The organism is Pseudomonas fulva NBRC 16637 = DSM 17717, assembly GCF_000730565.1.
GTDB lineage: Bacteria > Pseudomonadota > Gammaproteobacteria > Pseudomonadales > Pseudomonadaceae > Aquipseudomonas > Aquipseudomonas fulva.
Window position 1 is genome coordinate 107,085 of sequence record NZ_BBIQ01000004.1, and the last position, 14,926, is coordinate 122,010.

Below are 14,926 nucleotides of genomic sequence, written 5' to 3' on the forward strand. Positions count from 1 at the left end.
TGTGCTCGACAAGGCTTCTGACCGCATGGCTTGAGCCAAGATCCACATAAGGCAGGGGCTCGATATCATCCCGTGGCAGGGACGGGGGGTCTGCATCAAATTATCATCGAGCGATACCCGGGGTTTCTTTCGTGCCCTGCATCGCGCGCACTTGCAACTCTCAGTACACTGCACGCTCTAACCCCCCACATTTCGCTGAACTCGAGGTTAATGCATGACGCTCAGTCCTTTGGCAGGCAAGCCGGCTCCAGCCAGCGTGCTGGTCGATATTCCCCGCCTGCTCACGGCCTACTATACCGGCCGGCCGGACGCTGGCGTGGCGAGCCAGCGGGTCGCCTTCGGCACATCGGGGCACCGGGGTACTTCGCTTGAGTTGAGCTTCAACGAATACCATGTACTGGCCATCACCCAGGCCATCTGCCTGTACCGCCAGGAAAAGGGCATCGATGGCCCCCTGTTCGTCGGTGCCGACACCCACGCGCTGTCAGCACCTGCAGCAGCGAGTGCGTTGGAAGTGCTGGCTGCCAACGGCGTGCAGGTGATGTTGTCCAAGGACGACGAGTACACCCCGACACCGGCAGTGTCTCATGCCATCCTCTGCTACAACCGTGGGCGCCAGGACGGCCTGGCCGACGGGGTTGTCATCACGCCCTCGCACAACCCGCCGCAAAGTGGCGGCTTCAAGTACAACCCGCCCAACGGCGGCCCGGCCGACAGCGACGTCACCAAGTGGATCGAAGCCAAGGCCAACGAGTTGCTGGCGGCCGGGCTGGCGGGGGTCAAGCGTATCGACCACGCCCAGGCGCTGCAGGCCCCTACCACCCATCGTCACGACTACGTCAGCCACTACGTGGCAGACCTGGAAAACGTCATCGACTTCGAGATCATCCGTGCGGCCAAGCTGCGCTTGGGTGTGGACCCGCTGGGTGGGGCAGGGGTGCGCTACTGGTCGGCCATTGCCCAGCATTATCAACTGGACCTGGAAGTGGTAAACACCGAGGTCGACCCGACGTTCCGTTTCATGAGCGTCGACTGGGATGGCCAGATTCGCATGGACCCTTCGTCACCCTACGCCATGCAGGGCTTGATCGGCCTGCGCGAGCGTTTCGACGTGGCCTTTGCCTGCGATCCGGACCATGATCGCCATGGCATCGTCACCCCCGACGGCTTGCTGCAACCTAACAACTACCTGGCCGTGGCCATCGACTACCTGTACCGCAACCGTCCCCAGTGGCGTAGCGACGCAGCCGTCGGCAAGACGGTCGTGTCCAGCGGCCTGATCGATCGCGTAACCCAACGGCTGGGCCGCGAGCTGTACGAAGTACCCGTAGGCTTCAAGTTCTTCGCCCAAGGCCTGTTCGATGGCACGCTGGGCTTTGGTGGCGAAGAAAGTGCGGGCGCCTCGTTCCTGCGCCGCGACGGCTCGGTATGGGCAACCGACAAAGATGGCCTCATCCCGGCCTTGCTGGCTGCGGAAATGACCGCCCGGACGGGACGTAACCCAAGCCAGGCGTATGCCGAGCTGACCCAGGCCCTGGGCAAGCCGTTCGCTACCCGCGTGGAAGCCAAGGCCGATGCCCGCCAGAAAGGGTTGTTGAGCAAGCTTGCGCCCGAGCAAGTGACCTCCACCGAGCTTGCTGGAGAGCCAATCCTGCAGATCCTGAGCCACGCGCCAGGGAATGGGCAGGCCATCGGTGGTCTGAAGGTCATCACCGCCAATGGCTGGTTCGCAGCCCGGCCATCCGGCACCGAGGACATCTACAAGATCTACGCGGAGAGTTTCGTCGACGAAGCCCACTTGCAACGTCTGGTACAGGAAGCCCAGGTACTGGTGGATGCGGCCATTGCGTAAGCAGTGATAAAGGGCTTGGCCCTGTGGTGAGATGTAAATTAGAATTAATCCTATTTACATCATCGCAGGGACTTGTCCATGTTCGAAGCCGCGCCGCCGCCCTCGCAAAGCTTCCCCGACCTCTACCGGGAGCACCGTGGCTGGCTCGAGGGCTGGCTACGACGGCGCATGGGCAATGCCTGGGATGCGGCCGACCTGAGTCAGGATACCTTCCTTCGCGTGATGGCCAGCGCCCAGCCGTTGACCGACATCCGCGAACCACGCGCCTACCTGTTGACAGTTGGCAAGCGACTGCTGAGCAACCTGCACCAACGCCGCAGCCTTGAAAAAGCCTACCTTGAGGCCCTGGCCCACCTGCCCGAACAGCACGCACCTTCGCCCGAGCAGCGCTGGTTGTTGCTCGAAACGCTGCAGGCACTCGATGAATTGCTGGGCGGTTTGAAGCCAGTCGTGCGCAAGGCTTTTCTGCTGAGCCAGCTCGAAGGACTGAGCTACGCCGACATCGCCAGCCGGCTTGGTGTTTGCGAGCGGTCGGTCAAGCGCTACATGGCGCACGCTTACGAGCACTGCCTGCTGGCCGAACTCCTGTGAGCGCGCCTGAGCACCTGCGGGAAGCTTTGCGCGAGGCCGCGCAATGGTTGGCGCTCATCGATTCAGGCGATACCCGTGAGACGGACCTGGCCGGGCTTGAGCAGTGGCGCAGCCAAAGCGCTGTGCATGAGACTGCCTGGCAGCAGGCGCTGCGCTTGCGCGAGCGCTTCACCGGTTTGCCTGCCAGTCTGGCCATGGCCACGCTGGACCGTCCGGACCAGAGCCGGCGTACCGCCCTTGGGCAAATGCTCGGTTTGGCAGCGCTGATGCCCATGGCTTGGTGGATGAGCCACGAACTGCCCCTTGAGGCCTGGACTGCCGACCTGCGCACGGATGTAGGTGAGCGTCGAGTGGTGACGTTCAATGACGGCACCACGGTGCAATTGAACACCGACAGCGCTGTCGACCTGGACACCGTAAATCACAAGGTGTGGTTGCGACGCGGCGAAATTTCAGTCACCACGCCTGGCCTTCAACCCCTGACCATCCAGGTGCCTTCAGGCCAGGTGTCGCTGGGTGGTGCGACCCTTGGCCCTGGACAGGTGTGCGTCCGCCTGATCGAATCAGGGTGTCAGGTCGCGGTAGTCCAGGGCAGGGCAGACGTGCAGCCCTCAGGGGGTAATCGCCTGCGCCTCAACGCCGGTCAGCAGGCCGACCTTGTGGCGTCAGGTATTCGAAATGTCGGTATCTTCGAGGCATGGCGACTGGGATGGCGTGATGGCGTGTTGCGCCTGGACGATCAGCGGCTAGCCGACCTGCTGGTGGAGTTGAGCCGCTATCGCCCAGGTGTGCTGCGCTGGGATCCGGCGTTGGACAGGCTGCGGGTGACCGGCACCTTCCGACTGGATGACACCGACCAGGTATTGACGCTGCTCGCGGCAAGCCTGCCGGTGCAGGTGGTAGCCCGTACCCGCTACTGGATCACGCTGGTGCCGCGAGCAACGACTGCCTGAAGCTCGAACCCGCCAAGTTCACCCCGAACGCTGCGTTGCGACGCATTGCACGTGATATCAACGAGAAGCTGTCCCCTTTTCCGGACTCGCCTGTCATTACCCCTAGAACACCATAAAGGGGAGCTTTATAGATGCCTGCAGTAAAGTCCATCCACCTGCGCCCATGGGTGCGGGCAGCACGCCCATTGTTCGCCATCAGCCTGCTGCTCGGCACGCCCGCTTGGGCCGATGAGCCAGCCCGGCGCACCTACCAAGTGCCAGCGGCGAGCCTGGGGGCGGCATTGACCCGCTTCGCCGATCAAGCAGGGGTCAGCTTGTCGCTGGACCCAGCGCTGGTCAAGGGCCTGCGCAGCGAAGGGCTGACCGGGCAATACAGCGTCGATGAAGGCTTCACGCAGTTACTGCGCGGCAGCGGTCTGCAATGGGTAGCCGTGGGCCAAGATGCTTTCACTCTCGTGCCGTCGCCCCAGCAAAGTGGCCCGCTGGAAATAGCCCCTACCAGCATCGTCGGTGGCCTACCGGCGACCGACGAGGCACCCCCTTATGCAGGCGGGCAGGTCGCCCGCCAAGGCGCGCAGGGCTTGCTGGGTGCGCGCGATTTCATGGAAACGCCGTTCAGCATCACCAGTTACACCAGCGACCTCGTGAAGAACCAACAGGCCCGCACCCTGAGCGAACTGGTCGCCAGCGACCCTTCGGTTCGTGCCACCAACCCGGCCGGTGGGCGTTTCGAGCAGTTCACCATTCGCGGTTTCAGCTTGTATAACAGTGATGTGTCCTACAACGGCCTCTATGGCTTGCTACCTACCTATTCGATCGATATGGAGATGGCCGAACGGGTCGACATCATCAAGGGCCCCAGCCAGTTGATCAACGGCATTGCGCCACGGGGTAGCGTCGGCGGCGGCATCAACGTCCAACCCAAACGCGCTGGCGACACGCCGATCACCGAGTTCACCGGCAGCTACGCCTCGGCGGGCCAGGTAGGCGGGGCCGTTGACGTAGGGCGAAGGTTCGGTGAACAGCAGCAGTTCGGCATGCGTCTGAACGCGGTGAAACAGTCTGGCGATACCGAATGGGACCACCAGCAAGTGGACCGCGAAATGGCCGTACTGGGGCTGGATTTTCGCGGCGAGCGCCTGCGGCTTTCGACCGACCTTGGGCATACCGAGCGTGACACCGATGCCCCTCAGGAGCGTGTGCTGGTAGGGGCAAGCGCCCAGGTACCGCGTGCTGGCGATGTGCACCGCAACTACGCCCAGGCGTGGAGCAAGGCGCGCACCAACGATACCTTCGGGGCAGTGCATGCCGAATATGACCTCAGCGATTCTGTGCTGGCCTATGGCGCAGTGGGTGCCCGGGAGAGCCGACACGATTTCCTGCGCCATAACGTCTCTGTGATCAACAATGCTGGCGACTTCACCATCCAGCCCCGCGATTTCAGCAGGGATGAATCGGTACGCACTGCCTTGGCGGGCTTGAGGACCTGGTTGCACACCGGGCCCGTCAGCCACGAGATCAACCTGGCTGCCACGTACTACTACATGGACTTCACCAATGGGGGTGCCCGTTACGCCGCCTCACCCGGCAACCTCTATCATCCGACGGCGACGCCCACGCCAGGTACCCCGACGCGGCTCGATTCGAAGGATTACACCGAGAACCGTTTCTCTGGGCTGGCGTTGTCCGACACCCTCGGCTTCTTTGATGACCGATTGCTGTTGACCCTGGGGCTGCGCTGGCAGCGGGTGCAGGTGGACGATTGGAGTGATGGGGTCAAAGGCGACACGGCGTATGACGAGAAGAAGGTGTCGCCCTCCGGTGGTGTGCTGTACAAGGTAACGGAGGAGCTGTCGGTGTATGCCAACTACATGGAAGGCTTGAGCCAAGGCAAGATCGCACCGTCCACCTCGATCAACGAGGATCAGATTTTCCCGCCTTTCACCAGCCGCCAGGTGGAAGTGGGTGCCAAGTATGACCTGGGCAACGTGGCGTTCACGGCCAGCGCCTTCAGAATCCGTCAGCCTGCCTATGAAACCAACCCCGGCTCCCGGGTCTTCGGCGCCAATGGCAAGCGCAACAACCGGGGTGTGGAGCTGACCGTGTTCGGTGAACCCACGAAAGGGGTGCGTGTGCTGGGCGGGGTGATGTACATCGACAGTGAGCTGACCGATACCGTGAGGGGGGCCTACGATGGCAACCGTGCGCCCGCAACGCCCGCGTACAACGTCAACCTGGGGGCCGAATGGGATGTGCCGGTGGTCCAGGGGCTGACCCTGACGGCGCGCGGGACGCACTCGAGCTCCCAGTACCTGGACCAGAACAACAGCAAGAAGATCGACGGCTGGGAACGCTATGACCTGGGGGCACGGTACGCCTTCAAGCTGGACGACACGCAGGTGACCCTGCGCGCCAGCGTCGAAAACGTGCTCGACGACCGTTACTGGAGCTCAGCAGGCGCGCCGGATGACGCCGAACCGGGGCTTACCTTGTCGACGCCACGCACTTACCTGCTGTCTGCCACGCTGGGTTTCTGATCCGGCCAGCCTGAAGCCCGGGGCCAACACTGCGGGTGTCGGGTGTCGCCGGTTCAACCAGGCGCTATTGCGGCGAGCCGAACAGGGCCGTCCAATAGATGCCGGCATCGCTCTTCGGGTCTACGGCATAGGCTGCGCCGAGGTCCCGGAAGTCGGCGCTCATCAGGACTGCGCAGTGGCCTGGGCTGTCCAGCCAGCCTTGAACCACCTTGTGCGGCGTGTCGCGCCCGGCGGCGATGTTCTCGCCAATCTGCTGGTACAGATAACCGGCAAGCTCGGCCCGATCACCTGGGGTGCGGCCTTCTTTGTCGATGTGATCGAAGAAGTTCTGGTTGGCCATGGCCCGCGTGTGGCCGGCTGCCACTCCGGCCAGCACGGTGTTCCAGCCAAGTGCAGGTGCGGCGGCGTAGGGTTGGCCGCCGCACTGGCGGGGCTGCTGACGCGCGGCGTTGATTTCCTGGAGCATCTTTTGCCCTTCCGCCTGCCAGTCGCCCAAGCGACCAGAGAGCAGGGGGCGCGCCAGCACAATGCGCCAATCCCGACCTTCCTGGCTGACGCCGATGTCGACGAACTGAGGATCGAGCACCACCTGGCAGAAGCTTTCTTCAATGGCGTGCATGGCAGCGGGTGCATCTCGGGGGCCAGACAGGCTGATCGCCTGTACGTTGACCATGGGGTAACCGGCGCGGGTCATGGCCTGCTGAAGGTCACGAGTGCCTTCGGGAGACAGTGCCAGGCGTGTGTCGCTGTTGAGCGGCGGCAGTTCGAGCGAGCCTTGCTCGCCACAGGGCTGCGCCTGGCTGCGGTAGACGTTGATGGCCGCTATCAACTGTGCTTCTTCGCCCGTGACAGCCAGTGCCTGGGAGGAAACGATCAGCCCAAGCGTGAAGGCAGCGACAGATGACAGGACGCGCATATGGTTCTCCCTGAGGCTGGCAGCGGCGAGTAGGCGCTGCCTATCCTACACAAGCCCGATGGTTTTGACCCGAGCTGTGCAACGCATTGAAAACGCCTGCAGTCATTGTCGGTCGTAAGGGAGAGTAGACCGCAGGCTGGGCAAAAAGTGCGGCGGCGTGCAGGCCAGGTGTAGTGGGCAATGCTGGGTGTGCGTGGACCGGACTTGCACTCGGCATGATATCGGCCATGCATGATGTTGTGCAGCTGTCAGCCCAACAACAGTGAAAGGACCAGAGGAAGCGTGGCCGCCGCCGCCACCGTCTGTACCGCAATGATGGTCGCCATCAGAGGCGCGTTGCCGCCCATTTGCCTGGCCATGACGTAGGACGACGATGCCGTTGGCAGCGCCTGGAAAATCACCGCCACTACAGCGGCCTGGCCACTGAGGCCGAGCAGGCGGCAGAGCCCCCATGTCGTCACCGGCATCACCAGGAACTTGAAGACACAGGCCGCTATCAATGGCTGGGCCTGATCACCGAGACGTGCACCACCCAGGGCCGCACCGACGCACAGCAACCCCAGCGGCAACGCGGCATGCCCTAGCGCGCCAAGGGTAGGCTCGATGCCAGCCGGCAGGCCCAGCCCCGTCACCCGTAACAGCATGCCCCCCGCACACCCTAGAATCAGTGGGTTGGCAAGGATCGCCCGCAGCACCGTCAGCGGCGAGCTGTGCCGGGCGCTGAAGCGCGCGAACACCAGCACGCAGAGCAGATTGACCAGTGGCACGATGGCTGCGTTGGCCACTGCTGCCAATGCGATGCCCGCGCTGCCGTAGATGCCCGCGGCCAAGGTCGCGCCGATGTAGTTGTTGAACCGGATGCCACCCTGAAACAGCGACGTGAAGTCGGTGCCGTCGTGCTGGCGCATGCCCTGATAAAGCACCAACAGCAACGCCCCGGACAGGGTCGAAAGCATCAGCACCGCGACCATGGCCAGCACCGGCACCCCGTCCAGGTTGGCAGTGGCCAGGCCATGGAGGAACAACGAGGGCAGCAGCACGTAGTAGCTCAGGCGCTCGGCTCCCGGCCAGAAGCTGTCCGAGACGAAGCCACGCACCCGCAGCAGTGTGCCCAGGGCGATCAACAGGATGATGGGGAGCAGGGTGGTCAACAGCACATGCAGCATGGAGGCAGATCCGTGGCCGGGTACGTTGCACAGAGTACCGGCCGGACACTTGCTTTGCCATGCCCGTCCTACCGCCCTGGCTATGGCCTTTCAACGCCGTCCACGCCCATACGCCTGGCTGATACGGTCGATGACCATGGCCAGTGCCACGATGGCCAGCCCGGCCTCGACGCCTTGACCAACGTTCAGCGTCTGGATGCCTGCAAGCACATCTTCGCCAAGCCCTCGCGCCCCAATCATCGAGGCGACCACGACCATCGACAGGGCCATCATGACCGACTGGTTGAGCCCGGCCATGATGCTGGGCAGCGCCAGGGGCAGTGCGATGCGCCTGAGCCGCTGGGCACGGGTCGCGCCAAGGCCTTGGGCGGCTTTGAGCAACGACGGGTCTATCTGACTCAACCCAAGTTCAGTGAGTCGCACCAACGGTGGCAGGGCATAGATCAAGGTCGCGAAAACCGCAGGCACCTTGCCCAGACCGAAGAGCATCAACACGGGAATCAGGTAGACGAAAGCGGGTAGGGTCTGCATCACGTCGAGCACTGGCATTACCAGGCGCCTTGCCAACGGTCGAGCGGCCAGCACGACGCCCAACGGTATGCCAACCAGCACGCACAACCCGGTACTGACCAGCACCAGCGCCAGGGTCTGCAGCAGTTTGTCCCATAACCCCAGCATACCGATGACCGCCAGCAGCCCTACCAGGACACAGCTGCGCAGCAGGCTTCGGCAAGCATGCCAGGCCAGCGCACCGACCGCCGCCAGCAGTAGCCACCACGGCATGAGCCGCAGCAGGTTTTCAAGGCCAACGAGCACTTGCAGCAACTGGTCGGAGACGCTGCGCAGGTGGTCCCCATAATGGAGTACCAACCAGTCGACCATGCGGTTGACCTGATCGGCGAAGGAAAACTGCAAAGCCTGGGGGAAACCATTGCTCACAGACCGCCCTCGACCTTGGTGGCCACCTGCTCGGGAAGCCAAGCCTTCCACACGTGCGGGTGCTGGCGCATGAACGCCAAGGCGGCGTCACGGGGTGGGGTACGTTTTTCGCTCATCTGCGCCAATGCCTGGTTGAGCGTGTCGATAGGCAGATCCACCCGTTCGAATACCTGGACCACGTCCGGGTATTGCTCACGAAAGGCTTTGGACACGCCAACCGAGAGTTTCGCCGGCAGCGAACTGCTGCCTTTTGGGGCTGGGTTGGCAGGGTCGGTCAAGGTCGCCCAGGCCTGGGCATCGAATGCAGGTTCCTGTAGCCGCACGAGCTTGTAGCGGCCCATGAGCGGGGTAGGGTTCCAGTAGTAGAAAAGCACCGGTTGGCCCCGGCGAATGGCCGACCCGATCTCCGCATCCATCGCGGCCCCGGAACCTGTGCGGAAGTTGGTGTACAGTTGGTCCAGCCCATAGGCCTTGAGCTTTTGGCTGTTCACGGTCTCGGACGTCCAGCCACTGGGGCTGTTCAGGAAACGGCCTTTGTCGGGTGATTCGGGGTCGCGAAACACCGCAGCGTAGCGCTTGAGATCCTCGACGCTGCGCAGTTCAGGCGCCAAGGCCTTGAGCTTGCGCGACGCATCGCCTTCGATGACATACGCCGGCACCCACCAGCCTTCTTCGGCATGCTTGACCGTGTCGCCCAGCGCAAACACCTGACCTGCCTGCTCGGCCTTGACCCAGGCAGGGCTGCGACCGGCCCATTCTTCGGCGATCACTTGCAGGTCGTTGCGGGCCAGGGCGACTTCCAGGCTGACCGTGCTACCAGGCAATGTCTCGGTGGCGTAGCCGTACCCACGCTCGACGATCACGCGCAGGAGTTCGGTGGTGAAGGCACCGCTTTCCCAGGTAAGGGCGCCAAAGCGGATGGGTGGCTTCTGATCGGCAGCGCTAGCGCTGTCGGCAGCGGCCAGGCCCAGGGCGAACAGCACCCCGAGCAGCAGCGATGAACCTCTTTTCATGCCTGACCTCGTCGTCTACGGCCCTTCGGGAATGGGGCAAGTGTAGACGACGCAGCACAGGGGGCAGACTCAGACGCGGAACTGGTCCATCAATGCCTGCTGCTGGTTGGCCAAGGCATTGAGCGACTGACTGACCCGCGCCGATTCGTTGGCCTGGCCTGACAGCGACTCGGTGACATCGCGAATGGTCGCCACGTTACTGTTGATCTCCTCGGCCACCGCGCTTTGCTCCTCGGCTGCCGAGGCGATCTGCAGGTTCATGTCGGTGATGACCGTCACCGCCTGGCCAATGCGCTGCAAGGCGGTCACGGCCTGGCCGACCTGCTGCACGCCGCTTTGGGCCTGACGATGGCTGTTGTCCATTGCGCCCACCACTTCACGGGTACCGTCCTGCAAGGCCTCGATGACCTGGCGGGTTTCTTCGACCGACTCCTGGGTGCGCTGGGCCAGGTTGCGAACCTCATCGGCGACCACCGCAAAGCCGCGCCCGGCCTCACCGGCTCGGGCTGCCTCGATGGCGGCGTTGAGCGCCAGCAAGTTAGTCTGCTCGGCAATCGAGCGGATGACTTCCAGTACGGAGCCGATTTTTTCGCTGTTCTGCGACAGGCCCTGCACCTCGGCCATGGCCGTGCTCATGTCGGCGGCCAGCGAATCGATGCTGTGGGTAGTGCGATCGATCACCGCCAACCCTTCGCGCGTTGCCTGGTCGGCGTCGCGGGCCGCCTGCGCGGCTTGCGCTGCGCTGCGGGCGACATCCTGGGCGGTCGCGCTCATCTCGTGCGAGGCGGTGGCTACCTGGTCCACCTGGCGGTATTGCTGCTCCATGCCGGCGCTGGTCTGGGTGGCGATGGCCGAGGACTGATCGGCCGTCGAGCGGGCGGCCTGTACCGACTGTTTCACCTCGGCGATGGTGGGCTGGAGTTTGTCCAGGAAGCGGTTGAACCAGCCCGCGAGTTCACCCAGTTCATCTTGCTTGTCGTAGGTCAAGCGGCGGGTCAGGTCACCTTCGCCACTGGCGATGTCCTTGAGCATGGCCGCCACGCCCAGTATCGGGCGAGTAACGCCCCGGGCCATCAGCCACACCATCAGCAGGCCAAAAATGGCTGCTGCCAGGCCTAGGCCCAGTTCGAGCAGGGTACCGCTGGTGTTGAGGGCGTCCAGTTCCTGCTTCAGGGCCTCGGCGGGCCCGGTCAGGGCGTTTTCGGGGACGTCCAGCAACACGCCCCATGGCTTGGCGTCCGGGATCGGGCGGAAGGCCGCGAGCACTTTCAGGCGTTGGCGGTCATTGATGATGGTCATCTTGCCGTCGGCCATCTTGGCCACAAGCTCCGCACCTTTGGTCGTGTCGATCTGATCGAAACGCTGGGAGAGCTTGCTGGCATCGGCACTGTAGCCTGCCAGCAAGCCCACCGGGCTGAGGATGCCGACGGTGGTGCGGCCTTCGTAGAGACTGCGGCTGGCCTGTTCGCTCAGGGCCTGCAGGCTGTTGAGGTTGATGTCCACCGACAGGGTTGCGATCGCCTTGCCGTCCACCACCAGCGGGAAGACGATGCTGGTCATCAGCACCTGCTGGCCATCGATGGCATAGAAGTAGGGTTCGACCACGCAGACCTTGCCCGATGTACGCGGGCATACCCACCAGGTGTTGGCAGGTTGGCCGCTGGGCCCGATGGACGTGTCGGCCATGTCGCGCTCGGGCAGGGCCATCGAGGTGAGCTGGCCCACGTGCGGTTGCGACCAGTACAGGGCGAAGCGCCCGGTTTCGTTGCTGCCGAGCTCAGCCTGGCCGGCGAACAGGCTGTCCTTGCTGTCCAGCGCATTGGGCTCGAACACCAGTGACAGGCCCAGCAGATCGGGGTTGGCCTGGAGCGCGGCGCGCACCTGCCGGGTCATGTCCTCGCGCAGGTCGAACGCATCGAGAAAGCGCTTTTCGGCCTGTTCGCGCAGGAACAGTACCTGCCTGGAAAAGCCCGCACCGTACTGGTAAGCATCCATGAATTGGCGGCGGATGTTCAGGGCCTGCACCTCGCCCTGGGATTCGATGCGCGACTGGGCCGATTCGGTCAGCATCTGCATGCTGCTGGCCTTGACCAGGTCCGAGCTGTGGTCCATCCGGTACAGGGACAAACCGATGAGCAGGGTGACGATGCCGGCCAGGCACAGGCCGGCCAGCAATGTGATTTTCCATTGGATGGAAAGTTGTCGCAGAGGCATGGGGCAGATCCCTTTTTATGACAAGTAAGGGTTAGGGCACGGGCGAGGCGGTTTCCAGCCCCAGGTGGGTATCGGCTCCTACAGACTTTTCTTTATTCAAACATTCAATTTAATCCGCCGGTTGCGGGCAATCCGCCGTTGCCTGGCAGTTTTGACATCTGCCGTGCACTGCGTCAGAGTGCGCGCTTTTTTGTTCCCAGTGAGGTAAGCCCCCCATGAATGCAGTGATTGCCGCGGTCGGCATCATGCTGATACTGAGCCTGTCCCGCGTGCACGTGGTCATCGCCCTGATCGTCGGTGCCCTGGCAGGTGGGCTGGTCGGCGGCCTGGGTGTGCAAGGCACACTTGAAGCTTTCAATGGTGGGCTCGGCGGGGGGGCTACCGTGGCACTGTCCTATGCGTTGCTGGGTGCCTTTGCCGTGGCCATCGCCAAATCCGGCCTGGCGCATGCGTTGGCCGACCGGGCATTGGCCATGATCGACCGGCAAGGCCACGACCAAGGTGGCAGGGTCAAATGGTTGATGATCGGTTTGATGCTGGTGGTGGCCGTCTCGTCGCAAAACATTCTGCCCATCCATATCGCCTTCATTCCATTATTGGTGCCGCCGCTGCTCTATGTGCTGACCCGCCTGCGTATCGACCGGCGCCTGATCGCCTGCGTCATTACATTCGGCCTGATCACGCCCTACATTTTCCTGCCTGTGGGTTTCGGCAACATTTTCCTCAATCAGATTCTGCTGGCCAACGTGGCGCGTGCAGGGGTCGACATCACGGGTGTCAACGTTACCCACGCCATGGCCATTCCCGCCGCTGGTATGTTGGTGGGCTTGATAGTGGCGATGTTCGTCAGCTACCGAAAAAAACGCGACTACGACCTAGCGCGTATCGAGCAGGTCGAACAGGTGAGCGTGCGTTACAACCCGATGACGCTACTGGTGGCCGGCATTGCAATCGTCGCCGCGTTCGTCGTTCAGCTGCTGGTGGACTCGATGATCATCGGCGCGATGGTCGGCTTCTTGATTTTCTCGCTCTCAGGCATCGTCAAGTGGCGCGACACCGATGATCTGTTCACCGAAGGTATGAAGATGATGGCCATGATTGGTTTCATCATGATCACCGCCTCTGGCTTTGCAGACGTCATGAAAGCCACGGGTGATGTGCAAAGCCTGGTCGAAACCTCGGCGCATTGGATCAACCACAGCAAAGGGATAGGTGCCTTGCTGATGCTGCTGGTGGGCCTGCTGGTCACCATGGGCATTGGCTCGTCGTTTTCCACCGTACCGATTCTGGCTGCGATTTTCGTACCGCTGTGCGTCCAGCTCGGCTTCGACCCTTTGGCGACCGTGTGTATCGTCGGTACGGCAGGCGCGTTGGGTGACGCAGGCTCGCCAGCATCGGATTCCACCCTGGGTCCGACTTCCGGGCTCAATGTGGACGGGCAGCACCATCACATCTGGGACACGGTGGTGCCGACGTTCATCCACTACAACCTGCCGCTGTTGGCCTTCGGGTGGTTTGCGGCGATGACGCTCTAACAGCAGGGCACTCAGCGCTTGGCGGGCGGCGGCGAAATACGGTTGAGCACCGTGCTGCCGTCGTTGCTGCGGGTCAGGTAGACCGGCAGCACCTTGGGCAGGTTGTTCACCAACTGGCCTACTTCCCGGGTGTTGTAGATGCCGCTGATACGAATCTGACCGGTACCGACATCGGCAAGCCTCAGTGGCTTGTCGAGGTAGCGGTTTATGGCCGGCAGTGCCTGTTCGAGGGTCAAGTTGTCGAGCACCAGTTTGCCGCTGCGCCAGGCCAGGGCGTCGGCGAAGTTGCTGTTTTCCAGCAACTGGGGCTCATAGTCGCCCTTGCGGTAGGTGGCCTGCATACCGGGGCCAAGCCGATAGCCCGCATTGCCCTCGCTGGATACCAGCACCGATCCTTCGACCAGGGTCACTTTGACCCTGTCCTGGTATTTCCAGACATTGAAGCGGGTACCTGTCACGCGGGTCTGGCCATTGCCTGCGCGGACCACGAAGGGGTGCGAGCTGTCGTGGTGGACCGTGAAGAAGGCTTCGCCACGCTTGAGCGTGACACGGCGCTGGTGCTTGAAGTTGAGGTAGGTCAGGTCGGTGTTCAGGTTGAGCTGCACCGTACTGCCGTCACTCAACTGCACGGTCTGCATGTGGTCCGTCGTCTCGACGTGCTGGTAGCGGTTGGGAACCCAGCCTTGCTCCCAGCCGATCCACCCCACCAGCGGCAGAGCCGCCAACGCGATGACGGCAGCGTAAGCCTGAGCGCGCCACCTGCGACCGCTGCGCCGCACGGGGGCAGGGTGCCCATTCGCTTGAACGGGACGCGGCAGCAAGTCGGCCGTGTACCAGATATCCAGCATGGCCTGGTATTCCTCGGCATGACGCGGATCGGCTGCCAGCCACTGGGCAAAAGCCTCACGCTCGGCAGTGGTGCAATCGCCTTCATGCAGGCGCATGCACCAGTGCGCAGCGGCGTCGGCCATGCTGTCATCGGTGTGGATAGTCGGGCGGTCTTGGTTCATCGCGGCTCCAGGTTTTGCGCATTCTAACGTTCCACCACCGCGTCGAGAAACACGGAAAGCCGCCAAACCCTTTCATTTCCCGGCCTTTTCCGGCAAAAGCCTTCAGATTTTTCGCTTTTGAGAACGCTTCGCGCCATGAATAAAGGCGCTCGTGTCACGTACATAGCAAGCTAATTAAGTCTTTGACATTCACTGCCTAG

Annotated in this window: 11 protein-coding genes and 1 pseudogene; 5 read left to right on the plus strand and 7 right to left on the minus strand. The window is 62.8% G+C overall.

Annotation, left to right across the window (positions count from 1 at the left end):
- Window positions 1-214: 214 nt before the first annotated feature.
- From pgm to PFU01S_RS06130, 4 genes are all read left to right on the plus strand, one after another.
- Complete coding sequence (gene pgm / locus PFU01S_RS06115; RefSeq protein ID WP_027914872.1) at window positions 215-1,852, plus strand: phosphoglucomutase (alpha-D-glucose-1,6-bisphosphate-dependent); 1,638 nt, start codon at window positions 215-217, stop codon at window positions 1,850-1,852.
- A gap of 78 nt (window positions 1,853-1,930) precedes the next feature.
- Window positions 1,931-2,443 (plus strand): sigma-70 family RNA polymerase sigma factor, encoded by a 513-nt coding sequence (locus PFU01S_RS06120; protein ID WP_027914873.1) that lies wholly within the window; start codon window positions 1,931-1,933, stop codon window positions 2,441-2,443.
- Window positions 2,440-3,396 carry a FecR domain-containing protein gene (locus PFU01S_RS06125; protein ID WP_027914874.1) on the plus strand — a complete coding sequence of 319 codons (957 nt, stop codon included), beginning with the start codon at window positions 2,440-2,442 and terminating at the stop codon, window positions 3,394-3,396. The genes PFU01S_RS06120 and PFU01S_RS06125 overlap by 4 nt, the downstream gene beginning before the upstream one ends.
- A gap of 131 nt (window positions 3,397-3,527) precedes the next feature.
- Complete coding sequence (locus PFU01S_RS06130) at window positions 3,528-5,933, plus strand: TonB-dependent receptor (protein WP_027914875.1); 2,406 nt, start codon at window positions 3,528-3,530, stop codon at window positions 5,931-5,933.
- Between the two features lie 64 nt (window positions 5,934-5,997).
- Here PFU01S_RS06130 and PFU01S_RS06135 read toward each other — a convergent pair whose 3' ends face one another.
- From PFU01S_RS06135 to PFU01S_RS22865, 6 genes and pseudogenes are all read right to left on the minus strand, one after another.
- The gene (locus tag PFU01S_RS06135; RefSeq protein ID WP_027914876.1) at window positions 5,998-6,849 is read right to left on the minus strand and encodes a CAP domain-containing protein; all 852 of its coding nucleotides are present in this window, start codon (window positions 6,847-6,849) and stop codon (window positions 5,998-6,000) included.
- Between the two features lie 248 nt (window positions 6,850-7,097).
- On the minus strand, window positions 7,098-8,015 hold the full coding sequence (locus PFU01S_RS06140) for an AEC family transporter (protein WP_027914877.1): 918 nt from the start codon (window positions 8,013-8,015) through the stop codon (window positions 7,098-7,100).
- 90 nt (window positions 8,016-8,105) lie between these two features.
- On the minus strand, window positions 8,106-8,954 hold the full coding sequence (locus PFU01S_RS06145) for an ABC transporter permease (protein WP_027914878.1): 849 nt from the start codon (window positions 8,952-8,954) through the stop codon (window positions 8,106-8,108).
- A complete protein-coding gene (locus PFU01S_RS06150; protein ID WP_027914879.1) occupies window positions 8,951-9,967 on the minus strand; it encodes an ABC transporter substrate-binding protein in 1,017 nt (338 codons plus the stop codon). The genes PFU01S_RS06145 and PFU01S_RS06150 overlap by 4 nt, the downstream gene beginning before the upstream one ends.
- A 69-nt stretch (window positions 9,968-10,036) precedes the next feature.
- Window positions 10,037-10,792: a methyl-accepting chemotaxis protein gene (locus tag PFU01S_RS22860; protein ID WP_371259672.1), complete on the minus strand. Its 756-nt coding sequence runs from the start codon at window positions 10,790-10,792 to the stop codon at window positions 10,037-10,039.
- Between the two features lie 102 nt (window positions 10,793-10,894).
- Window positions 10,895-12,181 (minus strand): annotated as a pseudogene (locus tag PFU01S_RS22865) (methyl-accepting chemotaxis protein); the annotation flags it as partial.
- Between the two features lie 215 nt (window positions 12,182-12,396).
- On the opposite strand from PFU01S_RS22865, the gene PFU01S_RS06160 reads away from it, so the two are divergent.
- Window positions 12,397-13,716, plus strand: coding sequence for a Na+/H+ antiporter family protein (locus PFU01S_RS06160; RefSeq protein WP_028686349.1), 1,320 nt, complete (start codon window positions 12,397-12,399; stop codon window positions 13,714-13,716).
- Between the two features lie 11 nt (window positions 13,717-13,727).
- On the opposite strand, the gene PFU01S_RS06165 is transcribed toward PFU01S_RS06160, so the two are convergent.
- Entirely contained in the window at window positions 13,728-14,726 is a 999-nt protein-coding gene (locus PFU01S_RS06165; protein WP_027914882.1) for a FecR family protein, read from the minus strand.
- Between the last annotated feature and the right edge of the window lie 200 nt (window positions 14,727-14,926).

What these genes read in the sequence shown, in the direction of transcription:
- PFU01S_RS06135 (WP_027914876.1), bottom strand. Translation starts at nt 6,849, where the DNA reads ATGCGCGTCCTGTCATCTGTCGCTGCCTTCACGCTTGGGCTGATCGTT.
- PFU01S_RS06150 (WP_027914879.1), bottom strand. Translation starts at nt 9,967, where the DNA reads ATGAAAAGAGGTTCATCGCTGCTGCTCGGGGTGCTGTTCGCCCTGGGC.
- PFU01S_RS22860 (WP_371259672.1), bottom strand. Translation starts at nt 10,792, where the DNA reads ATGGAGCAGCAATACCGCCAGGTGGACCAGGTAGCCACCGCCTCGCAC.
- PFU01S_RS06130 (WP_027914875.1), top strand. Translation starts at nt 3,528, where the DNA reads ATGCCTGCAGTAAAGTCCATCCACCTGCGCCCATGGGTGCGGGCAGCA.
- PFU01S_RS06140 (WP_027914877.1), bottom strand. Translation starts at nt 8,015, where the DNA reads ATGCTGCATGTGCTGTTGACCACCCTGCTCCCCATCATCCTGTTGATC.
- PFU01S_RS06160 (WP_028686349.1), top strand. Translation starts at nt 12,397, where the DNA reads ATGAATGCAGTGATTGCCGCGGTCGGCATCATGCTGATACTGAGCCTG.
- PFU01S_RS06120 (WP_027914873.1), top strand. Translation starts at nt 1,931, where the DNA reads ATGTTCGAAGCCGCGCCGCCGCCCTCGCAAAGCTTCCCCGACCTCTAC.
- PFU01S_RS06165 (WP_027914882.1), bottom strand. Translation starts at nt 14,726, where the DNA reads ATGAACCAAGACCGCCCGACTATCCACACCGATGACAGCATGGCCGAC.
- pgm (WP_027914872.1), top strand. Translation starts at nt 215, where the DNA reads ATGACGCTCAGTCCTTTGGCAGGCAAGCCGGCTCCAGCCAGCGTGCTG.